The sequence below is a fragment of the Kocuria sp. U4B genome (genome assembly GCF_054875615.1).
The window spans coordinates 2,427,682-2,447,891 of the sequence record NZ_CM142180.1 but is presented as its reverse complement, the minus strand read 5'-3'; the positions used below and the strand labels follow the sequence as shown (position 1 = coordinate 2,447,891).

Here is a 20,210-nt window from a genome sequence, read left to right as displayed (position 1 = left end):
TCACACGCGCGAGGGCGGCCACTGGCCCCGCTGCTCGAGGAGCCCGGCGAGGAGGTCGGCGCGGTCGGTGACGATCCCGTCGACGCCGAGCTCCAGCAGCTCCGCCATCTCCGCGGTCTCGTTGACCGTCCACACGTGCACGGCGATGCCGTGGCGGTGGGCGAAGTCCAGGAAGCGCGGGGTCACCAGCTCGAGCTCCGCCCCGCCGCGCACCCGGTGGCGCCGGGGGATCTGGACGGTGTCGAACGGCTCGATCCACCGGGCGGCGAGCCGCCGGGCGATCCGCCAGCTGGGTCCGCCCAGCCACGAGCAGGCCAGCAGCAGCCGCATGCCCTCCTTGCCGGACGACGTGGGCACCGGCTCCCCCGTGAGCTCGCGCAGCCGGCGCAGCGTGCGCCGGCGGCGGCTCTCGGAGAAGGAGGTGACGCGGACGCGGTCCGTGGCGTCCAGCTCGTGCAGCAGCCGCGGCAGCGCGGCCACCGAGGCCTCGTCCTTGACGTCGATGTTGAACTTCAGCTCCGGGAACTGCGTGAGCAGGTCGCCCAGCCGCGGGATCCCGCACACCCCCGCGACCCGTTCGCAGCTGATCCGCTCCCAGGTCATGGCGGAGACCGAGCCCGTGGTGCCGGTGACCCGGTCGAGCGTCCCGTCGTGGAAGCACAGGACCACGCCGTCGCTCGTGGTGTTGACGTCCGTCTCGATCCACTCGTAGCCGAGGTCGCGGGCCGCCCGGAAGGCGTCGAGGGTGTTCTCGGCCCCCTCCCGGGAGAAGCCGCGGTGGGCGAGGGCCGCCGGGGACGCCGGCCGGTGCGCGGATGTGGTCACGGAGCCATTGTTACCCAGTGGTACCGGTTTGTCCCGCGCGTGACGCCCGGGGTCGGCGGCGCAGCAGGGCCTCGATGACCTGCGCCACGCCGTCCTGGGGGAACGGCGGGGCGGTGCGCCCCACCGCCTGCACCACGGCGGGGTGGCCGTCCGCCATGGCGTAGCCGTGGCGGGCCCAGGTGAGCATCTCCAGGTCGTTGGGCATGTCGCCGAAGGCCATCACCTCGTGCGGGCCGATGCCGCGCTCGGCGGCGTACTGGGCGAGGGTCCGGGCCTTGGTCAGCCCCTTCTGGCCCATCTCCACCAGCGGGGCGGCGACCGAGTGGGTCACGGACAACCGCCCGCCCACGAGCTCCGCCAGCGCCCGGAAGTACTCGTGGGGGTCGGCGGAGTCCAGCTTGGCCAGGAACTTCACGAGCCCCGACTCCGCCGGGACGCGCTCGCGCAGGGGACCCACCCGCGGGGCGCCGATCTCCATCCGGTCGCTGCGGGCCCAGCCGTGGTCGGTGTAGACGCCCCCCAGGGTCTCGGCAGCGAACAGCGTCCCCGGGTGGCGGGCGGCGACCTCCTCCATGATCGCGAACGCGTCCCGGGCCGGGAACAGGCTGGACTCCACCACGAGGTCGGCGGTCAGGTCGTAGACGACTGCACCGTTCGAGCAGATCACCACGCCCTCGTGGCCGAGCTGCTCGCGCAGCGGGTCGAGCCAGCGCATGGGCCGGCCCGTCACGAACACCACGTGGATCCCGCTGTCCTGGGCGGCGCGGATCGCGTCGACCGTGCGGGGGCGGAAGCGGAAGTCGTGCCCCAGGACGGTGCCGTCGAGGTCGCTGGCGATCAGCCGGATCGGGGCCCCGTCCCCGGGGACCTCCAGGGTCGGGCTCACGGACGCAGGGTCACCTCTCGTAGGTGGCGGTCAGGCAGGCGCGGGCGATGCCGTGGCTGAAGAGCTGGAAGTTCACGGCGGCGGGGCTGGCGCTCTCGTCGACGTCCACCCGCTCCTCGCCCACGGCCGTCACGCACACGATGTAGCGGTGCGCGCCGTGACCGGGGGGCGGGGCCGCCCCGACGAACTCGTCGGTGCCGGCGTCGTTGCGGTGCTTCACCGCGCCCGCCGGCGGGTTCGACGCCGCGCCCCGCTCGAGGGACGTCACGTCCGCGGGGATGTTGGACAGGCACCAGTGCCAGAAGCCGCTGGGGGTGGGCGCGTCCGGGTCGAACATGGTGACCACGTAGCTGCGGGTGCCCTCGGGGGCGCCGGACCAGCTCAGCTGCGGGGAGACGTCCAGGCCGCCGGCGCCCATGATGCCGGAGCACTGGCCCCGGCCCAGCGGTTCGCCGTCGACGACGTCCTCCGAGGTGAGGGTGAAGCCCGGCAGGTCGGGGAGGTCGGCGTACGGTTCGCGGTCGAGCACGGGGCTCTCCTTCCGTGGGGGTCCGTGGGTGCGGGATCAGGACGAGGGCTGCTCGTCCCTGCGGGGCAGCTCGTCCCTGCGGGGCAGGTCCGCGCCGGCCCGGGAGACCGTGACGCCGGCCGCGGCGGCGGCGTAGCGGAGCAGGTCCGTGACCTGCTCCCGGTCGAGGTCGTCGATGTGCTCCCTCGCCCGCGCGCCGGTGTAGCCGTGGTCGGCGAGCCAGCCGAGCGTCGCGGCCATGAAGGAGTCGCCGGCGCCCACGGTGTCGACCACCACCGCGCGGGCGGCGGGGACCTCCGCCCCGCGCGGCCCGGTGGCCCGGGTGCGGGCCCAGGGCCCCAGCGCGCCGCGGGTGACGAGGACGATGCCGGCGCCGGCCCTCAGCCACGCGGCGGCCGTCTCCTCGATGCTGCGGTTGGGGTAGAGCCACAGGAGGTCCTCGTCGGAGGCCTTCACGACGTCGGCGAGGGCGACGAGCTGCTCGGCGCGGGCCCGGGCCGCGGAGGAGTCCGGGATGATGGACGGCCGGCAGTTGGGGTCGTAGGAGACCAGGGCGGTGCGGTGGGCGAGCTCGACGGCGTGCCGCACCCTCGAGGCACCGGGCTCCAGCATCGCGCCGATCGACCCGACGTGCAGCAGCTCGGTCTCCGCGAGCAGCTCGGCCAGCTGCTCGTCGGAGAGGTCCAGGGACCAGTCGAGCTGGAAGTCGTAGGTCGCGGCGCCGTCGTCGCCGATGACGGCCTCGGCCACGGACGTGGGACGGGTGTCGGGGTCGAAGGGCAGGAGCACGCCGTTGTCCCGCAGGTGGGCCTCGACCTGGGCGCCGTAGGGGTCCTCGCCGTAGCGGCCGAGGAACTGCACCGCGTGGCCCAGTCGGGCGAGGCCGACCGCCACGTTCATGGGGCTCCCCCCGGCGTGCGCGCGGGGTTCCTGGCCCTGCTTGGAGACCACGTCAACGAGAGCCTCACCGATCACCGTCAGCATTCCCTCACGGTAGCACCCGGCCCCCGGCCCGGACCGTGTCGGCGGGGCGTAACGGGGCCCGTGACCGGTCCCCCCGTACGCCTAGAATGGACGACGGCAACCTGTGTGAGCCGCAGCGGCGCATGCGTCCCCGACCGCGCAACGAGGCGCGGCACGACACGGCCGGGCACGACGACGTCCCCGGCCGAGGAAGAGAGTCATCCTTGAGCACTCCCGAGAGCTGGTCCGAGCGCGAGGCGCTCGCCGAGGCCGTGGTTCCCCTGGTGGGCCGGCTGCACCGCGAGAACAAGGTGGTCCCCACCGTCTACGGCCGGTCCCTGGTCCACAAGTCCGTCACCCAGATCATCAAGGCGCACCGCTTCGCCCGCCGGATCGACGGCGCCGAGCTCCCGCTGGAGGACACCACCCGGCTCCTCGAGGCGCTGTCGGCGCTGGACCTCGGCACCTGCTCCGTCGACCTCGGCAAGCTGAACCGGCTCGCCCAGGCCTCCGACCAGGACCTCGACGCGTTCCTGCGCGAGGAGCTGGCCCCGGTCGTGGGCCGCAAGGAGCAGAACTTCCCGGAGACCCAGGACGTGGTGCTCTACGGCTTCGGGCGCATCGGGCGCCTGCTCGCCCGCATCCTGGTCAACCGCAACGACGGCACCGGCCTGAACCTGCGCGCCGTCGTCGTGCGCAAGAAGCCCGGCAACGACCTCGTCAAGCGGGCCTCCCTGCTGCGCCGCGACTCCGTGCACGGGAAGTTCGACGGCACGATCACCGTGGACGAGGAGAACAACGTCATCACGGCCAACGGGGTGGCGATCCAGTTCATCTACGCGAACGACCCCGCGGAGATCGACTACACCGCCTACGGCATCGACAACGCGATCGTCGTGGACAACACCGGCGTGTGGCGCGACGAGGCCGGGCTGTCCAAGCACCTGCAGGCCAAGGGCGCCGCCAAGGTCCTGCTCACGGCCCCGGGCAAGGGCGACCTGAAGAACATCGTGTGCGGCGTCAACGACCACGTCATCGACCCGCAGGACACCATCCTCTCCGCCGCGTCCTGCACCACCAACGCGATCACCCCGGTCGTGAAGGTGCTCAACGACAAGTACGGCATCAAGCAGGGCCACGTCGAGACGGTGCACTCCTACACCAACGACCAGAACCTCATCGACAACTGGCACAAGGGCGACCGCCGCGGCCGCTCTGCCGCCCTGAACATGGTCATCACCGAGACCGGCGCCGCCAAGGCCGTGGCCAAGGCGCTGCCGGAGATGGCCGGCAAGCTCACCGGCAACGCCATCCGCGTGCCCACCCCGGACGTGTCCATGGCCATCCTCAACCTGCAGCTCGAGCAGGCCCCGGAGTCCAAGGACGCGGTGAACCAGTACCTGCGGGACGTCTCGCTGAACTCGTCCCTGCGCAAGCAGATCGACTACACCGACTCCCCGGAGGTCGTCTCCACCGACTTCGTGGGCTCCCGCCGCGCCGGCGTAGTGGACGGCCTGGCCACGATCGTCAGCGGCAGCTCGCTGGTGCTCTACGTCTGGTACGACAACGAGTTCGGCTACTCCTGCCAGGTCGTGCGCGTGCTCGCCCGGATGGCGGACATCGCCATGCCGCAGTTCCCCGCCGAGCGGGTCCCGGCGGGGGCGCTGTCCAGCTGACCGGCGCCTGAGGGCTCCCGGCACCGAGGGGCCGTCTCCCGTGGGGAGGCGGCCCCTCGGCGTGTCCCGGGCCGGGGCCGGGGCAGCCCCCGGGCGGCGGTCCCCGCCGGTGCCGCCGGTAGGTCTCCGCCGGTGCCGCCGGGCGGTGTCAGCCGGTGAAGAAGGCCCCGGCGACGGCGCCGAGCGCGGCGACGTCGTCCACGTGGCACAGCTCCCGGGCGGAGTGCATCGACAGCAGCCCGATCCCGACGTCGACCGTGCGGATGCCCAGCCGGGCGGCCGTGATGGGCCCGATCGTCGAGCCGCACGGCACCCGGTTGTTGGAGACGAACTCCTGGTAGGGGACGCCGGCGCGCGCGCACGCCTCGGCCCAGATCCCGGCGCCCACCGCATCCGTGGCGTAGCGCTGGTCGGCGTTGATCTTCAGCAGCGGGCCCGCTCCGGGCTCGGGCGTGTTCACGGGGTCGTGGTGGCCCTGGTAGTTGGGGTGCACGAGGTGACCGGCGTCCGCGGACAGGCACACCGAGGCCGCGAGCGCGCGCCGGTGCTCGGCGTCCGTGCGCCCGAGGGCCGCGTCGACGCGCGCGAGCACGTCCTCGAGGAACGGCCCGGCCGCCCCGGAGCGGGTGCCGGAGCCGATCTCCTCGTGGTCGAACGCGGCGAGCACCGCGACGTGCGGCCCGGCCTCGACCGCCTCCGCCTCCCGGACCAGGGCGCCGAGCCCGGCGTGGACGGAGGACAGGTTGTCCAGCCGCCCCGAGGCGAACAGCGCCCCGTCCTTGCCGAAGACCGCGGGAGGCTGCGAGTCGGCCAGCACGACGTCGTAGCCGAGGATCCGCGCGGGGTCCACGGGCCCGTCGGCGGCGTGCTCGGCGAGCAGCGCCAGGACGTCCGCGTCCTGGGCCGCCCCGACGCCCCAGACCGGCTGGACGTGCTGCTGCCGGTCGAGGGCGAGGCCCTTGTTGGCCTCCCGGTCCAGGTGGACGGCCAGCTGCGGGATCCGGGCCACGGGGCCGGTGGCGGTCAGGTGCTCGACCGGCGCGCCGTCGTCGCCGCGCAGCACGAGCCGCCCGGCCATCCGCAGCTCCCGGTCCAGCCAGGAGTTCAGCAGGGGCCCGCCGTAGACCTCGACCGCGGCCTGGTGCCACGTGTGGGTGGTCGTGGTGGGGCGGGGCTTGAGCTTGAAGCTCGGCGAGTCGGTGTGCGCGCCGAGGATCCGGAAGCCCGCCGCGGGCGGGAGGTCCGCGGGCGTGGCCCAGGCGATGATCGCCCCGTCCCGGACCACGTAGCGCCGTCCGCGCACGCCCGGGGTCCCGGGCCCGGGCCAGTCCGCCGCCTCGTCGAGCCGCTCGAACCCGGCGCTGTCCAGCCGCGCGGCGGCGGCGTGGGCGGCGTGGAAGGAGCTCGGCGAGTCCAGCACGTAGCGGCCGAGGTCCTCCACGACGGTCAGCGGGTCGGGGGCGGGGGTGCGGGCGCTGGGATCCATGCGGTCAGTCTACGGAAGGCGCTCCGGCGCGGGCTGCGGCGCGGAGGGGTGCCCGTGCCCCGCCCAGTGCCCGGGGCACGCGGGCGGGCCGGGGCACATCCAGGCGCCGGGAGGGACCGGCGCCGCGGGCACGGGGCCCCAGCCGCCGGTCAGCGGCGGGAGCGGCGCGGGCACCGTCCGGGTCACCTCGACGCCGTGCTTCCGGGCGAGGCGGACCACCAGGACGGCGTAGACGGCGTCGAAGACCACGGTGAGGGCCGCCGCCACCCAGGAGGACTCCGTGGCGTTCGGGTCCGCCCAGCCGACGGCGGCGAGGAGGGTGACGACGACGTTGTTGGCCACGTGCAGGCCGATGGCGGCCTCGAGCCCGCCGGTGCGCCAGCTGAGCCAGCCGGCGACCACGGCCATGACGGCCACGGAGAGCAGTCCCCAGACGTCGTAGAAGTGCGCGAACGTGAACAGCGGCACCGGGAGCAGGACGGCGAACACGGGCCGCCGCACCCACCGGCCCACGGTCTGGAGGAGGTAGCCGCGGAAGACCAGCTCCTCCGCCGCGCACTGCAGCGGGACCACGAGCACGACCATGGCCAGGATCAGCCCGAAGCCCTCGACCGGCTGCGGGGCGGAGAGCTCCCCCAGCACCAGCAGCTCGAAGAGGCTGACGGCGCCGTAGCCGATCACGTAGATGGTCAGGGCCACGGCGAGCGTGCGCGCCAGGAAGGCCCAGCGCAGCCGCCCGGTCACCGACAGCAGCAGGCCCACCGGACGGGGGCCCATGACGAGGCGTGCGAGGAGGATCGCGGGGATCATCAGGACGATCGAGAAGAACATCATGAAGAAGACCGCCGGGTCCATGACGTCCAGCGCCAGGGGGTCGGCGAAGAGGTCGTCCAGGGCGTCCTGGCCGCGGGTGCTCATCACGCCCACGGCCCAGACGACGCCGAACACGACGGTCACCAGCAGGTAGACGGCACCGAAGACGACGAGCTCCACGAGCGGTTTCCACCACCGGTGCTCGGGGTCGGCGTGGCCGAGCCGGTGAAAGGGCAGGAGTCGGGGGCCGGCGTCGCGGCGGCGGTGGTCGCCGTCGTCGGACACCGGGCCCCAGGGGGCGGTGCGCAGGGTCATGGCTCCACGCTAGCCGCCCCGGCGGCTTCCCGGCAGGAATCGGACCCGTGGACCGGCTCCGTGCCCGGGCAGGGCCCGTGCGTCTCCGGTGCCGGGCTCAGCGGGCGTAGCGGTCGACGAACGCGGCGAGGATCTTCTCCGGTTCGGTCACGGGCGGGCCCGAGCGGATCCGGTCCTTGACGTGCTCGGCGTCCTCCGCCGGGAAGTAGCCGTGGTCCTTGTAGGCCTCGATCCGGTTCAGCAGCGCCGGGGCGTCGAGCTCGGGGTGGAACTGGGTGGCGTAGAGGTTCTGCTTGACCCGGAACATCTGCACGGGGCAGCCGGTGCCGCTGGCGAGCAGCACCGCCGAGGGCGCGAGCGTGCGCGTGCCCTCCTTGTGCCCCACGAAGCCGTGGAAGACGGGCGGCAGCTCCCGCAGCAGCGGGTCCCGCCGCCCCTCCTCGGTGAGGGTCACCTCGATGACGCCGATGTCCTCGCCGTGGGCACGGTCGACGACCCCGCCCTGGTGGGTGCCGAGCGTCCCGACCCCGTAGCAGGCGCCGAGGAAGGGGAAGTCGCGGGCGACGACCTCGTCGAGCAGCTCCCGCATCTCGGCCTCGGCCCGCCGCTGGACCTCGGACTTCAGCTCGGGCGGGTCCGAGGAGTTGAAGGGGGAGCCGCCGATGATGACGCCGGAGTAGCGCTCGAGGTCGACGGGGGGCATGGGCCCGGACTCCAGCCGGACCCGGTGCAGCCGGCCCTCCCGCAGGCCGCTGAAGCGGAGGACGGTCTCGTACTCCTCGTCCGCGACGTCGTCCTCGGCACGGGTGGCGAGCAGCAGGAACGGTTTCATGGCGTCCATCCTATTCAGCGCCGAGGTCCTCCCCTGCCACCTCTGACGAGGTGCCGAGCCCCCACACCGCCGGGCTCAGTTGCGCCGGGCCCCCACGGTGCCTGCGATTCCCCACGATGGACCGCGGGGAATCGCAGGCACCGTGGGGGCTCGGCAGGATGGATCGGGGGCTCGGCAGGGGATCAGGGGGTGATGCGCTCCCGGTGCGCGTACGCGTTGAACGAGCTGCCCCGGCTGAAGCCGAGCAGGGTGATGCCCGCCTGGTCGGCGAGGTCCACGGCCAGCGCCGAGGGCGCCGAGACGGCCGCGAGCGCCGGGACGCCCGCCATGTACGCCTTCTGGACCAGCTCGAACGAGGCCCGCCCCGAGACCTGGAGCACGGTCGAGCGCAGGGGCAGCAGTTCCTCGCGCAGCGCCCAGCCCACGACCTTGTCCACGGCGTTGTGCCGGCCGACGTCCTCGCGCACGCACAGCAGCTCGGGCGCGGCAGGACCGGCCACGGCGTCGTCGTCGGGAAAGCGGAAGAGGCCGGCGGCGTGGACGCCGCCGGTGCTGGAGAACAGTTTCTGCCCGGTGCGCAGCCGGTCGGGCAGGGCGAGCAGGGCGGGGACGGGCAGGCGGGCGGGGTCGGCGGCGGGGTCGTGGGAGGAGACCTTGGTGACCGCCTCGATCGAGGCCGTACCGCAGACACCGCACGACGACGACGTGTAGACGTGCCGCTCCATGGAGGTGTCCGGCGGGGCGACTCCCGGTGCGAGCCGCACCTCGACCACGTTGTAGGTGCGCTGGCCGTCCGGGCCGATGCCGGAGCGGTAGTCCATCTGGGAGATCTCCGCCATGGAGCGCACCACGCCCTCGGAGACGAGGAACCCGGCCACGAGGTCGAAGTCGTTGCCGGGCGTGCGCATGGTGACCGTGAACGGGCTGCCGTTGAGCCGGATCTCGAGGGGCTCCTCTCCCGCCAGGGTGTCCGCGCGGCCCGTGGCGGTGCCGTCGGCGGTGTACCGGTGCACGCGGCGGCGCTGGGATGCTCGGGTCATGGTGGTCCTCCGGTCCGGGTCCGCACGGGGCACGGACCCTTCCCGGAATCCTAGGCCCGCGCGCAGAGGACGGCCGAAACACGGGAATTACCCATCAGTAACGTCGGGTGAAGTGGGGACAGTCCACCACTGTTCATTTTCATAGACTTTTGTCTAGTGTTGACGTGTCAAGGGATGACGCCGGCAGGGCTGCCGGACGATTCCCTCCGGCGATTCACCGCCGGTCCGCGGCTCCGCGCGCTGCAGCGCGGTCGTCGCACCGGGACCGCCGGCCTCCTCGATCAGGGGCCAGCGCTCCCGGCGCTCACGCGGACACCGCACGGAACGCCCGGCACGACCTGCGCACTGATCCCGCGCAGTCCTCCCTCACCGCTCTCTCGCAAAGGCACCCCCATGAGCACTGCACCGCAGAACCCCCTGTCCCCGTCCGGCCCGGAGGCCGGCAAGAACCGCCGCGCCGGCAAGGCCGTCCTGGCCGGCGTCGTCGCCGTCGGACTGCTCGCCGCCGGCGGGGGCACCTTCGCCAAGTGGCACGACTCCGAGGCCGTCGCCTCCGGAAAGTCCCTCAGCGCGGGACATCTGTCCCTTGAGGGCACGAGTGAGCTGACCTGGCGCGACGTGAGGAACGACGCGCCGATCAACCCCGACACCTTCCACATGGTCCCCGGTGACGTCGTCGAGTTCACCGCGACGACGAACATCAAGGCCGTCGGCGACAACCTGAAGGCCGCCCTCACGGTGGACACGGACGACACGGGTGTGGACAACAAGCTCCTCGATTTCACCGTGGACGCAGACGTCGCGAGCGCCCATCTGACCGAGACCGCGGCCGGCAGCAACGTCTACGAGATCACGAAGGCGAACAACGATCAGACGGTGACCGTGACCGGGACGATCGCCTGGCCCACGACCGACGAGCTCGACAACACCGGCCAAGACATGAAGTTCGATCTCAGCGGTGTGGACCTGACCCTCGTCCAGGACCTCAGCTGAGGAAACTCCGCCCAGGCAGCCTGATCCGCCGACGTCCCGGTGCAGCCTTCCCATGGACGCACCGGGACACTCCGGCTTCCCCTCCACGCACCACCCCCTCATCTCCCCAGAGGCTCCCCATGAAGTTCCGTTCCTCTGTGCCGCACGGGACCCTGGTCCGTGCCACGGCCGTCTCGGTGCTGGCCGTGACCCTGCTCAGCAGCGGCTTCGGCACCGCGGCCCGCTGGTCCGACGAGGCCGCCCTGGAGCTGCAGACCGTCACCACCGGGACCCTCGACGTGCAGCTGGCCCCGGCACGGGTCGTGCTCGAGCACACCGATCTGGCTCCCGGCGCCGTCAGCACGTCCGAGACGGAGACCGTGCGGGCGGACCTCCCGGACCTGCAGTCCCTCCCCCGCCTGGCGCCCGGGGACACCGTGACCGTCGCGACCCGCGCGACCCTCGACCTCGCGGGCACCAACCTGACGGCGCACCTGACGGTGGACCCCGGGATGCCCGACGGCAGCCCGCTCACCGCCGACGTGCAGGCCGCCCCGGAGCTCGGCCCCCCGAGCTCAGCCGGCACCTGGTCGATCACCTCCGCCCACAGCGGAACCTACGACCTCACGATCACGTACCGCGTCCCGCTCGATGTCCCCGATGCCCGGCGCGGCAGCTCGCTGGGCACTCCGCGCCCGACCGTCACCCTCGCCCAGAACTGATTCTTCAGGAGTCCTCATGCGGCAGCACCGCACCCCCGCGGCTCTCATGCTCGGCGCCCTGGCCGTGCTCGCGTCCGCCGTGCTCACGACCCCCACCGGTGCCACGCAGGCGAAGTGGCTCGACCAGGAGCCGGTCGCCGTCCCGGCCATGGCCCTGGGACAGATCAGCCTTGGCGTCGCCCCGGCGGACGACGCCGCGACGCTGACGAACACCTCGGACTTCGGCGTCGCGTACCGGCCCGTCCAGGTCACCCTGCTCGACCCGTCGGGCGGACCGCTGACCACGCCGCACGGGATGACGTTCGAGTACCGCACGGGCGCGGACTGCACCACGGACGGGCTGCCGGCGCGCTGGACGGCCTCCTCCGAGGGACCGGGCCCGGTGGTGATCGGGGCTGCCGGCGCGCCGGCAGCCCCGCTGCCGCGCAACGGCTCCGCCGGGATCTGCCTGGCGGTGTCGACGGACGCAGACGCCGAGCAGTCGCTGCGTCCCCTCCACGGACGGGAGCTGCAGGTGGTCACGTCCTTGGAGGCCGTTCCTGCCGGCGGCGGCACCTGGACCGCTCGCCACGACTGGAGGGCGAGCTATGTCGTCGACGCCCCGCCGGTGACGACTCCTGCGGGGCAGACCACTCCCGGGCAGTGCCGCGCCGGGAGCCTCGACAAGACGGTGCTGCTGTCGTGGACCTGGACCGGAACGCCCGCCATCGACCACTGGGAGATCCTCGTCCGGCCGGAGGGCGGCACCGTGCAACCAGCCTCGGTCAGGAAGCTCCCGGGCAGCGCCGCCCTCGGCGTCGAACTGGGCGTCCAGGACTTCGTGAAGTCCGAGAAGAGGACCGAGCGCTTCGAGGTGATCGTCCGCGCCTTCCCGGCGGGTGCCGCCGAACCGGTCGACAGCCTCCCCGTGCGCGGTTTCAAGGTGCCCGGCAACAGCGGCCAGGTCGTGTGCGAGGCGGTGTCCTGATGACCACCCTGCTCCGCCGCGCCCGCCACGCCCTGCTCGTCGCCCTGCTGACCGCGGTCTCCGCGCTGCTGGCCGCGATCGTCGTCGTCCCGCTGCTGGCCGGGTGGGTGCCGCTGACGGTGCTCTCCGGCTCCATGGAGCCGACCGTCCCGACCGGCAGCCAGGTCGTCGTCGAGCCCCTGGACGGCGAGGACGACGCCGCGCGGCTGGGCGTCGGCGACGTCGTGACCTTCATGCCCCGGCCCGACGACGCGACCCTGGTCACCCACCGGATCGTCCAGGTCGCCTACGACGGCGAGGGGAAGCCGGCCTTCACCACCCGGGGGGACGCCAACGCCGCCCCGGACGAGGGCGAGGTCACCGCCGTGCAGCTGCGGGGCCTCGTGAAGTACCACGTGCCGTACGCGGGCTGGGCCGCCACCCTCCTGGACCAGGAGCAGAAGCGGGGCGGGATCGTGCTGGCAGCCGCGGCCCTGTTCGGCTACGCGCTGTGGCAGGCGGTGGGCGCGCTGCGCGACGGCCGTGCGCGCCGGACGTCACGGCCCGGCGCCGAGAACGCCGGACCGGCCCCTGCCGTTGACACCGTCCCCGCTTCCCGATAAGCACGGGCCATGGACGGAACACCGCTCAAGCCCCTGCCCGAGAACTGGAACCGCGCCCTGGTGGTCGTCGCCCACCCGGACGACATGGAGTTCGGCGCCGCCGCGGCCGTGGCCCGCTGGACGGGGCAGGGCAAGGAGGTCGTCTACTGCCTCGTCACCAGCGGCGAGGCCGGGATCGACGGGCTGGACCCGGAACGCGCCGGCCCGCTGCGGGAGGAGGAGCAGCGGGAGTCGTGCCGGGTCGTGGGCGTGGACCGGGTGGAGTTCCTGCGCCTGCCGGACGGTGTCCTGGAGTACGGCGTGGCGCTGCGGCGGCGGATCGCCGAGGTCGTCCGCCGGCAGCGCCCCGACGTGGTGATCACCAACAACTTCCGCGACACCTGGGACGACGCCACGAACCTGAACCAGGCCGACCACATCGCGGTGGGCCGCGCCACCCTGGACGCCGCGCGCGACGCCGGCAACCGGTGGATCTACCCGGAGCAGCTGGTGGACGGCCTGACCCCGTGGCCCGGCGTGGTCGCGGTGTGGGCCGCGGCCTCCCCGGGCTCCCGGCACGCCGTGGACGTCACGGACACGTTCGACGCCGGCGTGGCCTCCCTGCGCGCGCACCAGGCCTATCTGGAGGGCCTGGGGTGGGCCGACTTCGACCCGGACGCCTTCCTGCGGGGCAACGCCCGCGCCGTGGGCGAGCGGGCCGGGGTCGAGCTCGCGAGCTCCTTCGAGGTCCTGCCCCTGCGGTGGGGCGGCACCGACGACTGACCCGGCCGGGTCAGGGGGCGGGCCGCGGCTCCCGCAGGACCACCAGGGCCAGGACGACGGCGGCCACGACGAGCGCCGCCACGAACCCGACCGCACCGCCCCAGCCCGAGCGGGTGTAGAAGACGCCGCCGGCCGAGCCGAGCACCGAGGACCCCGCGTAGTAGAAGAGGGTGTAGAGCGAGGACGCCTGCGCCGTGCCCGTGCGCGAGCGCACCGACACCCACCCGGAGGCCACGGCGTGCGCCGCGAAGAACCCGGCGGTGAACAGCAGCAGCCCCGCGACCACCACGGGGATCGACGGGACGAGCGTGCCGAGCAGGCCCGCGAGCATGAGCGTGCCGCTGCCGGCCAGGACCACGCGCCGGCCCCGGGCGGCGGCGGCGCGCCCGGCCGTCCCCGAGGACCAGGTGCCCGAGAGATAGGCGAGGAACAGCAGGCTCACCACGGTCTGGGACACCCCGAACGGCTCCTCGCCGAGGTGGAAGCCGAGGTAGTTGTAGATCGCCACGAACCCGCCCATGAGCAGGAACCCCTGCAGGTAGAGCACGACCAGGCCGGCGTCCGCGAGGTTCGCGCGCAGCCGCCCGAGCAGCCCGCCCGGTCCGGTGAGCCGGACGCTCTGGCGCACGAACCCGCGCTGGCGCGGGGCGAGGAGGACGAAGCCCACGGCGGCGAGCGCGGCGAGCACGCTCACGGTGATGGTCCCGGTCCGCCAGCCGAGGGCGTCGCCGACGGGCGCGGCGACGATGCGCCCGGCCAGCCCGCCCAGGCTCGTGCCCGCCACGTAGGTGCCGGCGGCGACGGCGGAGTGCCGGCTGTCGACCTCCTCCGCGAGGTAGGCCATCGCGACGGCGGGGATCCCGCCCAGGGCCGCGCCCTCCACGAAGCGCAGGACGACGACGGCCTCGAAGCCCGGGGCCAGCGGCATCGCCAGCCCCAGCACCGTGGCGGCGGCGACGGCCACGACCATGGTCCGCAGCCGGCCCCAGCGGTCGGAGACCACCGACCACGGCAGGACGGCCACGGCCAGCCCGAGCGTCGCGGCGGAGACCCCCAGCGACGCCTGCGCGGCGTCCAGGCCCAGGTCCGCCGCCATCAGGGGCAGCACGCCCTGCACGGAGTAGAGCTGGGCGAACGTGGCCACCCCGGCGCACAGCAGCGCCAGCAGGACGCGGCGGTAGCCCGCGCTGCCCCGCTCGTAGCCCTCCCAGCCACCGGGCGGGACCGGCTCAGCCACGGCGCGCGGCGCGCGGCCCCGGGGCCCCGGAGCGCAGCCCGGCCACGGTCCACAGCGCCAGGAACAGGAACAGGGCGAGGTAGGGCAGGGTCGCCACGACGTCGAGCACGGGCCCGGGCACGCCCGCGGGACCCAGCCACGCGTCCCAGCGGATGGGCCCCACGTAGAGGCCCACGGCGGTGACCCCGCCGAGCACGAGGGCGGCCGTGCGCGCGCCGCCCCGGAGGAACGCGGGCCACGCCTCGACCCACAGCGCCGTGAGGACGACCGGCCACCACACGTGGTGGTGGGACCACGTCACCGGGGACATGTACATCATGACGAGGGCGTTGACGGCCACGATCGACAGGGTCATCCCGCGGGCCGCGAGCACCCGGATCAGCAGCGCCACGCCCACGACCATCGCCAGGATCAGCGCCCAGCGCAGCACGGGCTCGGCCCCGGCGGGCACGCCCAGGTGCAGGAGCACGCCCTGCAGCGAGACGTTGTCGATGTACGCGGTGTTGCCGACCCGCTCGTCGCTGACCACGGCGTCCGTCCAGAACACGACCGCGTCCCGGGGCAGAGCCAGGAACCCGACCAGCACGGTGGCGGCGAAGGTGAGGCCCATCGTGAGGATCGGCCTGAGCTCCTTGCGCATGAGGAACACGAGCCCGAACGCCAGCGGGGTCAGCTTGATCCCGGCCGCCAGCCCGATCCAGAACCCGCGCGGGAGCCGGCCCAGCAGGGTGTCGTCGCGGGTGCGCAGGAGGTCGTAGGCCACGAGGGCCAGCAGGAGGGCGTTGATCTGCCCGAGCCCGGCGTTGCGCATCCACGGCCCCGACCACAGCAGCACCGCCGTGCCCGCCGCGACGGCGGTCGCCGGGCCCAGCAGGGCCTGCAGCGGCAGCGGCCGGCCCCGCTGGGCGGCGTAGCGCAGCAGGGACCGGGACAGGACGGCGGCGATCCCGATCGTGGCGAGCACCAGCGCGAGCTCGGTCAGCCACTCCGGCAGGTAGGCGAGCGGGACGAACAGCAGGGCGGCGAACGGCGGGTAGGTGAACGGCAGGCCCCCGTCGTCGTGCAGGCTCAGGCCGGGGCCGTAGAGCTCGTCGGCGAAGCCGTGGCGGTCCACGACGGCCATGCCGCCGAGCCGGTAGACGTCGAGGTCGATGCTGCCGTCGAGGGCCAGCCACAGGGAGCGGACCACCGCGGCGGCCAGGAGCAGCCAGGCGAGGGCGGCCGGCGCCGCGGCGCGCGCCGGGCGGCCGGCGCGGGCCGGCGCGGACGTGGACGGAACGGTCACCGGGGCCTCAGTTCTTGAAGGAGTGGACGGGGGCGGGGATCCGGCCGCCGCGGGCGACGAACGCGGCGTTGCCGAAGCCGTTGACGGGCAGGACGGGGGCCCGGCCGAGCAGGCCGCCGAACTCCACGGTCTCCCCCACCCCCAGCCCCACGGCGGGGATCACCCGCACCGCGGTGGTCTTGGAGTTCATCACCCCGATCGCGGCCTCGTCCGCGATCATCGCGGACAGCGTCGACGCCGGGGTGTCGCCGGGCACGGCGACCATGTCGAGGCCCACCGAGCAGATCGCCGTCATGGCCTCGAGCTTGTCGAGGGAGATCGCGCCGAGCTGCACGGCCTCGATCATCCCGATGTCCTCGGAGACCGGGATGAAGGACCCGGACAGCCCGCCCACGTGGCTGCAGGCCATCAGCCCGCCCTTCTTCACGGCGTCGTTGAGCACCGCGAGCGCCGCCGTCGTCCCGTGCGCGCCCACGCGCTCCAGGCCCATCTCTTCGAGGATCCGGGCCACGGAGTCGCCCACCTCGGCGGTGGGCGCGAGCGCCAGGTCCACGATGCCGAACGGCACCCCGAGCCGTTCGGCGGCGAGCGCGCCGACGAGCTGGCCGGCGCGGGTGATCTTGAACGCCGCCTTCTTCACGGTCTCGGCGACGACGTCCATGGGGGCGCCCCGCACCTCCTGGAGGGCGCGCTTGACCACCCCGGGCCCGGAGATGCCCACGTGGATCTCCACGTCGGGCTCCGCCACCCCGTGGAAGGCCCCCGCCATGAACGGGTTGTCGGAGACCGCGTTGGCGAACACCACGAGCTTGGCGCAGCCGAAGCCGTGCCGGTCGGCGGTGAGGTCCGCGGTCTCCCGGACCACCTCCCCCATCCGCGCGATCGCGTCCATGTTGATCCCCGCCCGGGTCGAGGCGACGTCCACGGACGCGCAGACCGTCTCCGTGGTGGCCAGGGCCTCGGGGATCGAGTCGATCAGGGTGCGCTCGCCCGGCGTCGCCCCCTTCGAGACGAGGGCGGAGAAGCCGCCGATGAAGTTCACGCCCACGGCGGCGGCCGCGGCGTCCAGGGTGCGGGCGAACGCGACGTGGTCCGCGTCCGCGCTGGCACCGGCCACGAGGCTGATCGGGGTCACCGACAGGCGCTTGTTGATGATGGGGATGCCGAGCTCGGCCTCGATCCCGTCGGCGACCTCCACGAGCCGGGCGGCGTGGCGGACGATCTTGTCGTAGATCCTCCGCCGGGCCCGTTCGCCGTCGGAGTCGGCGCAGTCGAGCAGGGAGATGCCCATGCTGACGGTGCGGATGTCGAGCTTCTCCTCCTCGATCATCCGGAGGGTCTCGAGAATGTTGTCGGTGCGGTCCACGGGGGTCTCTCCGGTTCGGGAACGAGCGGGCGGCGTCCGGTCAGATGGTGTGCATGGCCTTGAAGATCTCCTCCGACTGCAGCTGGATGCTCAGCCGCTCCTGCTGCTCGACCTCCCGCATCGCCTCCCGCACCTGCTGGATGCTGTGCTCGGAGCGGCTGAGGTCGCACAGCAGGATCGCGGTGAAGTACTCGTCCATGAGCGTCTGGGAGACGTCGAGGATGTTGACGCCCAGCTGGGCGAGCTTGGTGGTGACGGCGGCGAAGATCCCGACGTGGTCGAGACCGGTCACGGTCATGATGGCGCGCATGGCAGGGCTCCTCGGACGGTCGGCGGGGTCGGTCCCTACTCTAAGCCCGGGCCGGGGTCCCCGGCTCCCGTGGGACCCCCGTCGACGGCGGCCGCCTCAGGCCGCACCGGCCCCCTGGCCCGCGCCGGCGCGGGTCTGCTCGAGGGCGTCGGCCAGCACGGCGCGGAGGTCGCCGCCGCGCCGGTGGGCCTCGCGCTGGCGCCGGGCGCCGGAGCCGTCGCGCAGGACGTCGGTGAGCACGGCCTCGACCGCCGGCTCCTCCCCGTACTCGGCGAGCACCGGGCGCACCAGCTCGAGCAGCTCGGTGACGACGTCCCCGGCCGGCACGGGGGTACCGGTGCGCGGGCTGACCAGCTGCCCCTCGACGCCCGAGCGGCTGGCCTCCCACATCCAGGCGCGCAGCAGCGTGGTCCGCACGGGCAGCGGCGGCACCCCGGCACGCCACTCGCGCGCGGCCGTCTCGACCAGCGCCCGGACCAGGGCGGCGAGCACGGCGGCGTGCTCGGCGCGCAGGCACACGTCGGCGACCCGCACCTCCACGGTGGGGTGGTTGCGGGAGAGCCGGGCGTCGAAGTAGAGCTGGGCGGCGTCCAGCGGCACGCCCGAGGCCAGCAGCTCCTCCACGTAGCGGTCGTAGGCCTCGGCCGAGCCGAGGACGTCGTTGGGCCCGGCCGAGGGCCACCGGCTCCACGCCTGGTAGCGGTAGCTGCTGTAGCCGGAGTCGGCGCCCTGCCAGAAGGGCGAGTTGCTGCTGAGCGCGAGCAGGGCGGGCAGCCACACCCGGATCCGGTCGAGGACGGCGACGCCCTCCTCCCGGGACTCCACGGCCACGTGCACGTGGAAGCCGTTGGTGAGCTGCTCCCGGGCCGTGAGCCCGAACCGGTCGACGAGCTGCAGGCAGCGCGGCGCGGGCACCACGTGCGGCGGCGCCGTCGAGGGGGCGGTCGGCAGGGCGACGGCGCGGCCGCCGACCCGGGCGGCGACGACGTCGGCCAGCGCGCGGCCCTGCCGGATGGTCTCGAGCTGCTCGGCGAGGGTGGTGCGCGGCGGGCCGATGATCTCCAGCTGCTCCTGCTGCAGCTCGGAGGCGACGCGGTGGCCTCCCGCCGGGGACTCGCCGGCCTGCTCGTGCAGGTCCACGGCCCACTCCCCCGCCGGCAGCGGATCGAGCGTCACCGCGTCCACCAGCAGCAGCTCTTCCTCGACCCCGAACGTCCGCACCGAACCTCTTTCCCACGCGTTTGCTAAGCAGTCTTACCGACATGCGCAGAGAACGATATCACCGCCGCCCCGCACGCCGGCACGCCGCCCCCGCTCCGGTCACCCGCCCCCAGGGTGCCCTGCCGAGATGACCGCGGCCTGAACAGCCGGGGCACGCCGGACGAAGAACCCCGGGACCGGGGCACGGGGACCGGAGCCCGTGCGTCACCGTCCGCGGGCGCGGGCCAGGCCGAGGATCCGGTCGGGGCGGTAGCCGGACCAGTGCTCCGTGGCGGTCTCCACCACCGGGACCTGCTGGTGGCCCAGCTCCCGGACGTGGGCGAGGGCGCCGTCGTCGGCCGTCACGTCGACCAGGCGGAACGCGATGCCCCTGCGCTCGAGCGCCCGGACCGTCGCTCCGCACTGCACGCACGCCGGCTTGGTGTAGACCGTGACCGCCGCGGCCCCTGCCGGGCCGGTGGGTGCTAGCCCTTCCGCCACTCGTCGCTCGTGAGGTGGGAGCCGGCCTGCGGGCCCATCTGCACCATGCCGCCGTCGACCACCCAGGACGCACCGGTGACGTACGCGGAGGCCGGGGAGGCGAGGAACGCGATGACCGAGGCGATCTCACGGGCGTCCCCGGGTCGGCCCAGCGGGACGCCGGGACGCCGTGTGCGCCGCGGGTTCTCGTCCTCCTGCCCCGTCATGGGGGTGGCGATCTCGCCCGGGGCCACGGAGTTCGCGGTGATCCCGTGCTCGCCGAGCTCCAGCGCGATCGTCTTCACCAGTCCGCCGAGCCCGTGCTTGGCGGCGTCGTAGGCGCTCGAGCCCACGCGCGGCAGGTGCTCGTGGACGCTCGTGACGGCGATGAGCCGCCCGCCCCGGCCCGCGGCCACCATGTGCCGGGCGGCGGCCTGGAGGCACACGAACGCGCCGTCGAGGTCCGTGGCGAGGACCTTGCGCCAGGTCTGCAGGGGGGTGTCCAGGAACGGGACGTTCGCCCCCGTCCCGGAGTTGGCGACGAACACGTCGAGCCCGCCGAGCTGCTCGGCGAGGGAGTCGACGACGGCGCCCGCCCCCTCCAGGTCCGTGGTGTCCAGCCGCGCGACCACGGCCGTGCGGTCGTAGGTGCGCACCTCCTCCGCCGTCTGCTGGGCTCCGGCCTCGTCCTGGTGCCACGTGATGCCCACGTCCATGCCGGCCGCGGCGAGGGCGACCGCCGTCGCGCGCCCGATGCCGGAGTCCGAGCCCGTCACGATGGCCGTTCGAGGGGTGAAGTCCATGGTCGTGCCTTCCTGTCGTCGGAGGGACCGGCCCGGCGGCGGGCACGGCCCGGGATCATCAGCCTACGTCCGGTCGCGGCCCGAGGCACAGGATCCGCGGCTCAGGGGCGGGGGGACCGGGAGGTGACGCCGGCGGAGC

Annotated in this window: 21 protein-coding genes; 6 read left to right on the top strand and 15 right to left on the bottom strand. The window is 73.8% G+C overall.

The annotated features are described in order from the left end of the window. Genes ACYSMR_RS11645 through ACYSMR_RS11630 form a run of 4 tightly spaced genes read right to left on the bottom strand, consistent with a single transcriptional unit; the run spans window position 1 to window position 3,224 of the window. Window positions 1–825, bottom strand: a complete 825-nt coding sequence (locus ACYSMR_RS11645; RefSeq protein ID WP_461745386.1) for a glycerophosphodiester phosphodiesterase family protein — start codon at window positions 823–825, stop codon at window positions 1–3. Between the two features lie 10 nt (window positions 826–835). Continuing rightward, window positions 836–1,711, bottom strand: a complete 876-nt coding sequence (locus ACYSMR_RS11640) for an HAD family hydrolase (RefSeq protein WP_251333263.1) — start codon at window positions 1,709–1,711, stop codon at window positions 836–838. A gap of 10 nt (window positions 1,712–1,721) precedes the next feature. After that, on the bottom strand, window positions 1,722–2,240 hold the full coding sequence (locus ACYSMR_RS11635; RefSeq protein WP_461745384.1) for a YbhB/YbcL family Raf kinase inhibitor-like protein: 519 nt from the start codon (window positions 2,238–2,240) through the stop codon (window positions 1,722–1,724). 36 nt (window positions 2,241–2,276) lie between these two features. Continuing rightward, window positions 2,277–3,224: a carbohydrate kinase family protein gene (locus ACYSMR_RS11630; protein ID WP_461745382.1), complete on the bottom strand. Its 948-nt coding sequence runs from the start codon at window positions 3,222–3,224 to the stop codon at window positions 2,277–2,279. Between the two features lie 203 nt (window positions 3,225–3,427). Here ACYSMR_RS11630 and ACYSMR_RS11625 point away from each other — a divergent pair, with 203 nt between their 5' ends. Beyond that, window positions 3,428–4,879 (top strand): glyceraldehyde-3-phosphate dehydrogenase, encoded by a 1,452-nt coding sequence (locus ACYSMR_RS11625; protein ID WP_251333266.1) that lies wholly within the window; start codon window positions 3,428–3,430, stop codon window positions 4,877–4,879. A 148-nt stretch (window positions 4,880–5,027) separates the two neighbouring features. Here ACYSMR_RS11625 and ACYSMR_RS11620 read toward each other — a convergent pair whose 3' ends face one another. The 4 genes from ACYSMR_RS11620 to fdhD form a co-directional block, all read right to left on the bottom strand. Further along, complete coding sequence (locus ACYSMR_RS11620; RefSeq protein WP_461745380.1) at window positions 5,028–6,365, bottom strand: M18 family aminopeptidase; 1,338 nt, start codon at window positions 6,363–6,365, stop codon at window positions 5,028–5,030. A gap of 9 nt (window positions 6,366–6,374) precedes the next feature. Continuing rightward, a complete protein-coding gene (locus ACYSMR_RS11615; protein WP_461745378.1) occupies window positions 6,375–7,493 on the bottom strand; it encodes a lysostaphin resistance A-like protein in 1,119 nt (372 codons plus the stop codon). Between the two features lie 97 nt (window positions 7,494–7,590). Beyond that, the gene (locus ACYSMR_RS11610; protein WP_251333269.1) at window positions 7,591–8,325 is read right to left on the bottom strand and encodes a glutamine amidotransferase; all 735 of its coding nucleotides are present in this window, start codon (window positions 8,323–8,325) and stop codon (window positions 7,591–7,593) included. Between the two features lie 182 nt (window positions 8,326–8,507). Then, on the bottom strand, window positions 8,508–9,365 hold the full coding sequence (gene fdhD, locus ACYSMR_RS11605; RefSeq protein WP_461745376.1) for a formate dehydrogenase accessory sulfurtransferase FdhD: 858 nt from the start codon (window positions 9,363–9,365) through the stop codon (window positions 8,508–8,510). Window positions 9,366–9,758: 393 nt separating this feature from the next. Here fdhD and ACYSMR_RS11600 point away from each other — a divergent pair, with 393 nt between their 5' ends. The 5 genes from ACYSMR_RS11600 (at window position 9,759) to ACYSMR_RS11580 (ending at window position 13,390) form a co-directional block, all read left to right on the top strand. Further along, window positions 9,759–10,358 carry an alternate-type signal peptide domain-containing protein gene (locus ACYSMR_RS11600; protein ID WP_461745374.1) on the top strand — a complete coding sequence of 200 codons (600 nt, stop codon included), beginning with the start codon at window positions 9,759–9,761 and terminating at the stop codon, window positions 10,356–10,358. 119 nt (window positions 10,359–10,477) lie between these two features. Further along, window positions 10,478–11,059 carry a hypothetical protein gene (locus ACYSMR_RS11595; protein WP_461745372.1) on the top strand — a complete coding sequence of 194 codons (582 nt, stop codon included), beginning with the start codon at window positions 10,478–10,480 and terminating at the stop codon, window positions 11,057–11,059. 16 nt (window positions 11,060–11,075) lie between these two features. Beyond that, a complete protein-coding gene (locus tag ACYSMR_RS11590; RefSeq protein ID WP_309125589.1) occupies window positions 11,076–12,026 on the top strand; it encodes a hypothetical protein in 951 nt (316 codons plus the stop codon). Beyond that, entirely contained in the window at window positions 12,026–12,628 is a 603-nt protein-coding gene (locus tag ACYSMR_RS11585) for a signal peptidase I (protein ID WP_461745370.1), read from the top strand. The genes ACYSMR_RS11590 and ACYSMR_RS11585 overlap by 1 nt, the downstream gene beginning before the upstream one ends. A 9-nt stretch (window positions 12,629–12,637) precedes the next feature. Then, window positions 12,638–13,390: a PIG-L deacetylase family protein gene (locus tag ACYSMR_RS11580; RefSeq protein WP_461745368.1), complete on the top strand. Its 753-nt coding sequence runs from the start codon at window positions 12,638–12,640 to the stop codon at window positions 13,388–13,390. Between the two features lie 10 nt (window positions 13,391–13,400). Here ACYSMR_RS11580 and ACYSMR_RS11575 read toward each other — a convergent pair whose 3' ends face one another. The 7 genes from ACYSMR_RS11575 to ACYSMR_RS11545 form a co-directional block, all read right to left on the bottom strand. Then, complete coding sequence (locus ACYSMR_RS11575) at window positions 13,401–14,627, bottom strand: MFS transporter (protein WP_461745366.1); 1,227 nt, start codon at window positions 14,625–14,627, stop codon at window positions 13,401–13,403. Beyond that, entirely contained in the window at window positions 14,620–15,912 is a 1,293-nt protein-coding gene (locus ACYSMR_RS11570) for a glycosyltransferase 87 family protein (RefSeq protein WP_461745364.1), read from the bottom strand. The genes ACYSMR_RS11575 and ACYSMR_RS11570 overlap by 8 nt, the downstream gene beginning before the upstream one ends. A gap of 7 nt (window positions 15,913–15,919) precedes the next feature. Next, window positions 15,920–17,278 carry a DUF711 family protein gene (locus ACYSMR_RS11565; RefSeq protein WP_461745362.1) on the bottom strand — a complete coding sequence of 453 codons (1,359 nt, stop codon included), beginning with the start codon at window positions 17,276–17,278 and terminating at the stop codon, window positions 15,920–15,922. 40 nt (window positions 17,279–17,318) lie between these two features. Beyond that, entirely contained in the window at window positions 17,319–17,588 is a 270-nt protein-coding gene (locus ACYSMR_RS11560; protein WP_251333279.1) for an ACT domain-containing protein, read from the bottom strand. A gap of 96 nt (window positions 17,589–17,684) precedes the next feature. After that, the gene (locus ACYSMR_RS11555) at window positions 17,685–18,809 is read right to left on the bottom strand and encodes a glutamate--cysteine ligase (RefSeq protein ID WP_461745360.1); all 1,125 of its coding nucleotides are present in this window, start codon (window positions 18,807–18,809) and stop codon (window positions 17,685–17,687) included. A gap of 204 nt (window positions 18,810–19,013) precedes the next feature. Then, window positions 19,014–19,289: a glutaredoxin-like protein NrdH gene (nrdH, locus tag ACYSMR_RS11550; protein WP_309125583.1), complete on the bottom strand. Its 276-nt coding sequence runs from the start codon at window positions 19,287–19,289 to the stop codon at window positions 19,014–19,016. After that, window positions 19,274–20,071, bottom strand: coding sequence for an SDR family oxidoreductase (locus tag ACYSMR_RS11545; protein ID WP_251333282.1), 798 nt, complete (start codon window positions 20,069–20,071; stop codon window positions 19,274–19,276). Before ACYSMR_RS11545 ends, nrdH begins: the two co-directional genes overlap by 16 nt. Window positions 20,072–20,210: the final 139 nt, after the last annotated feature.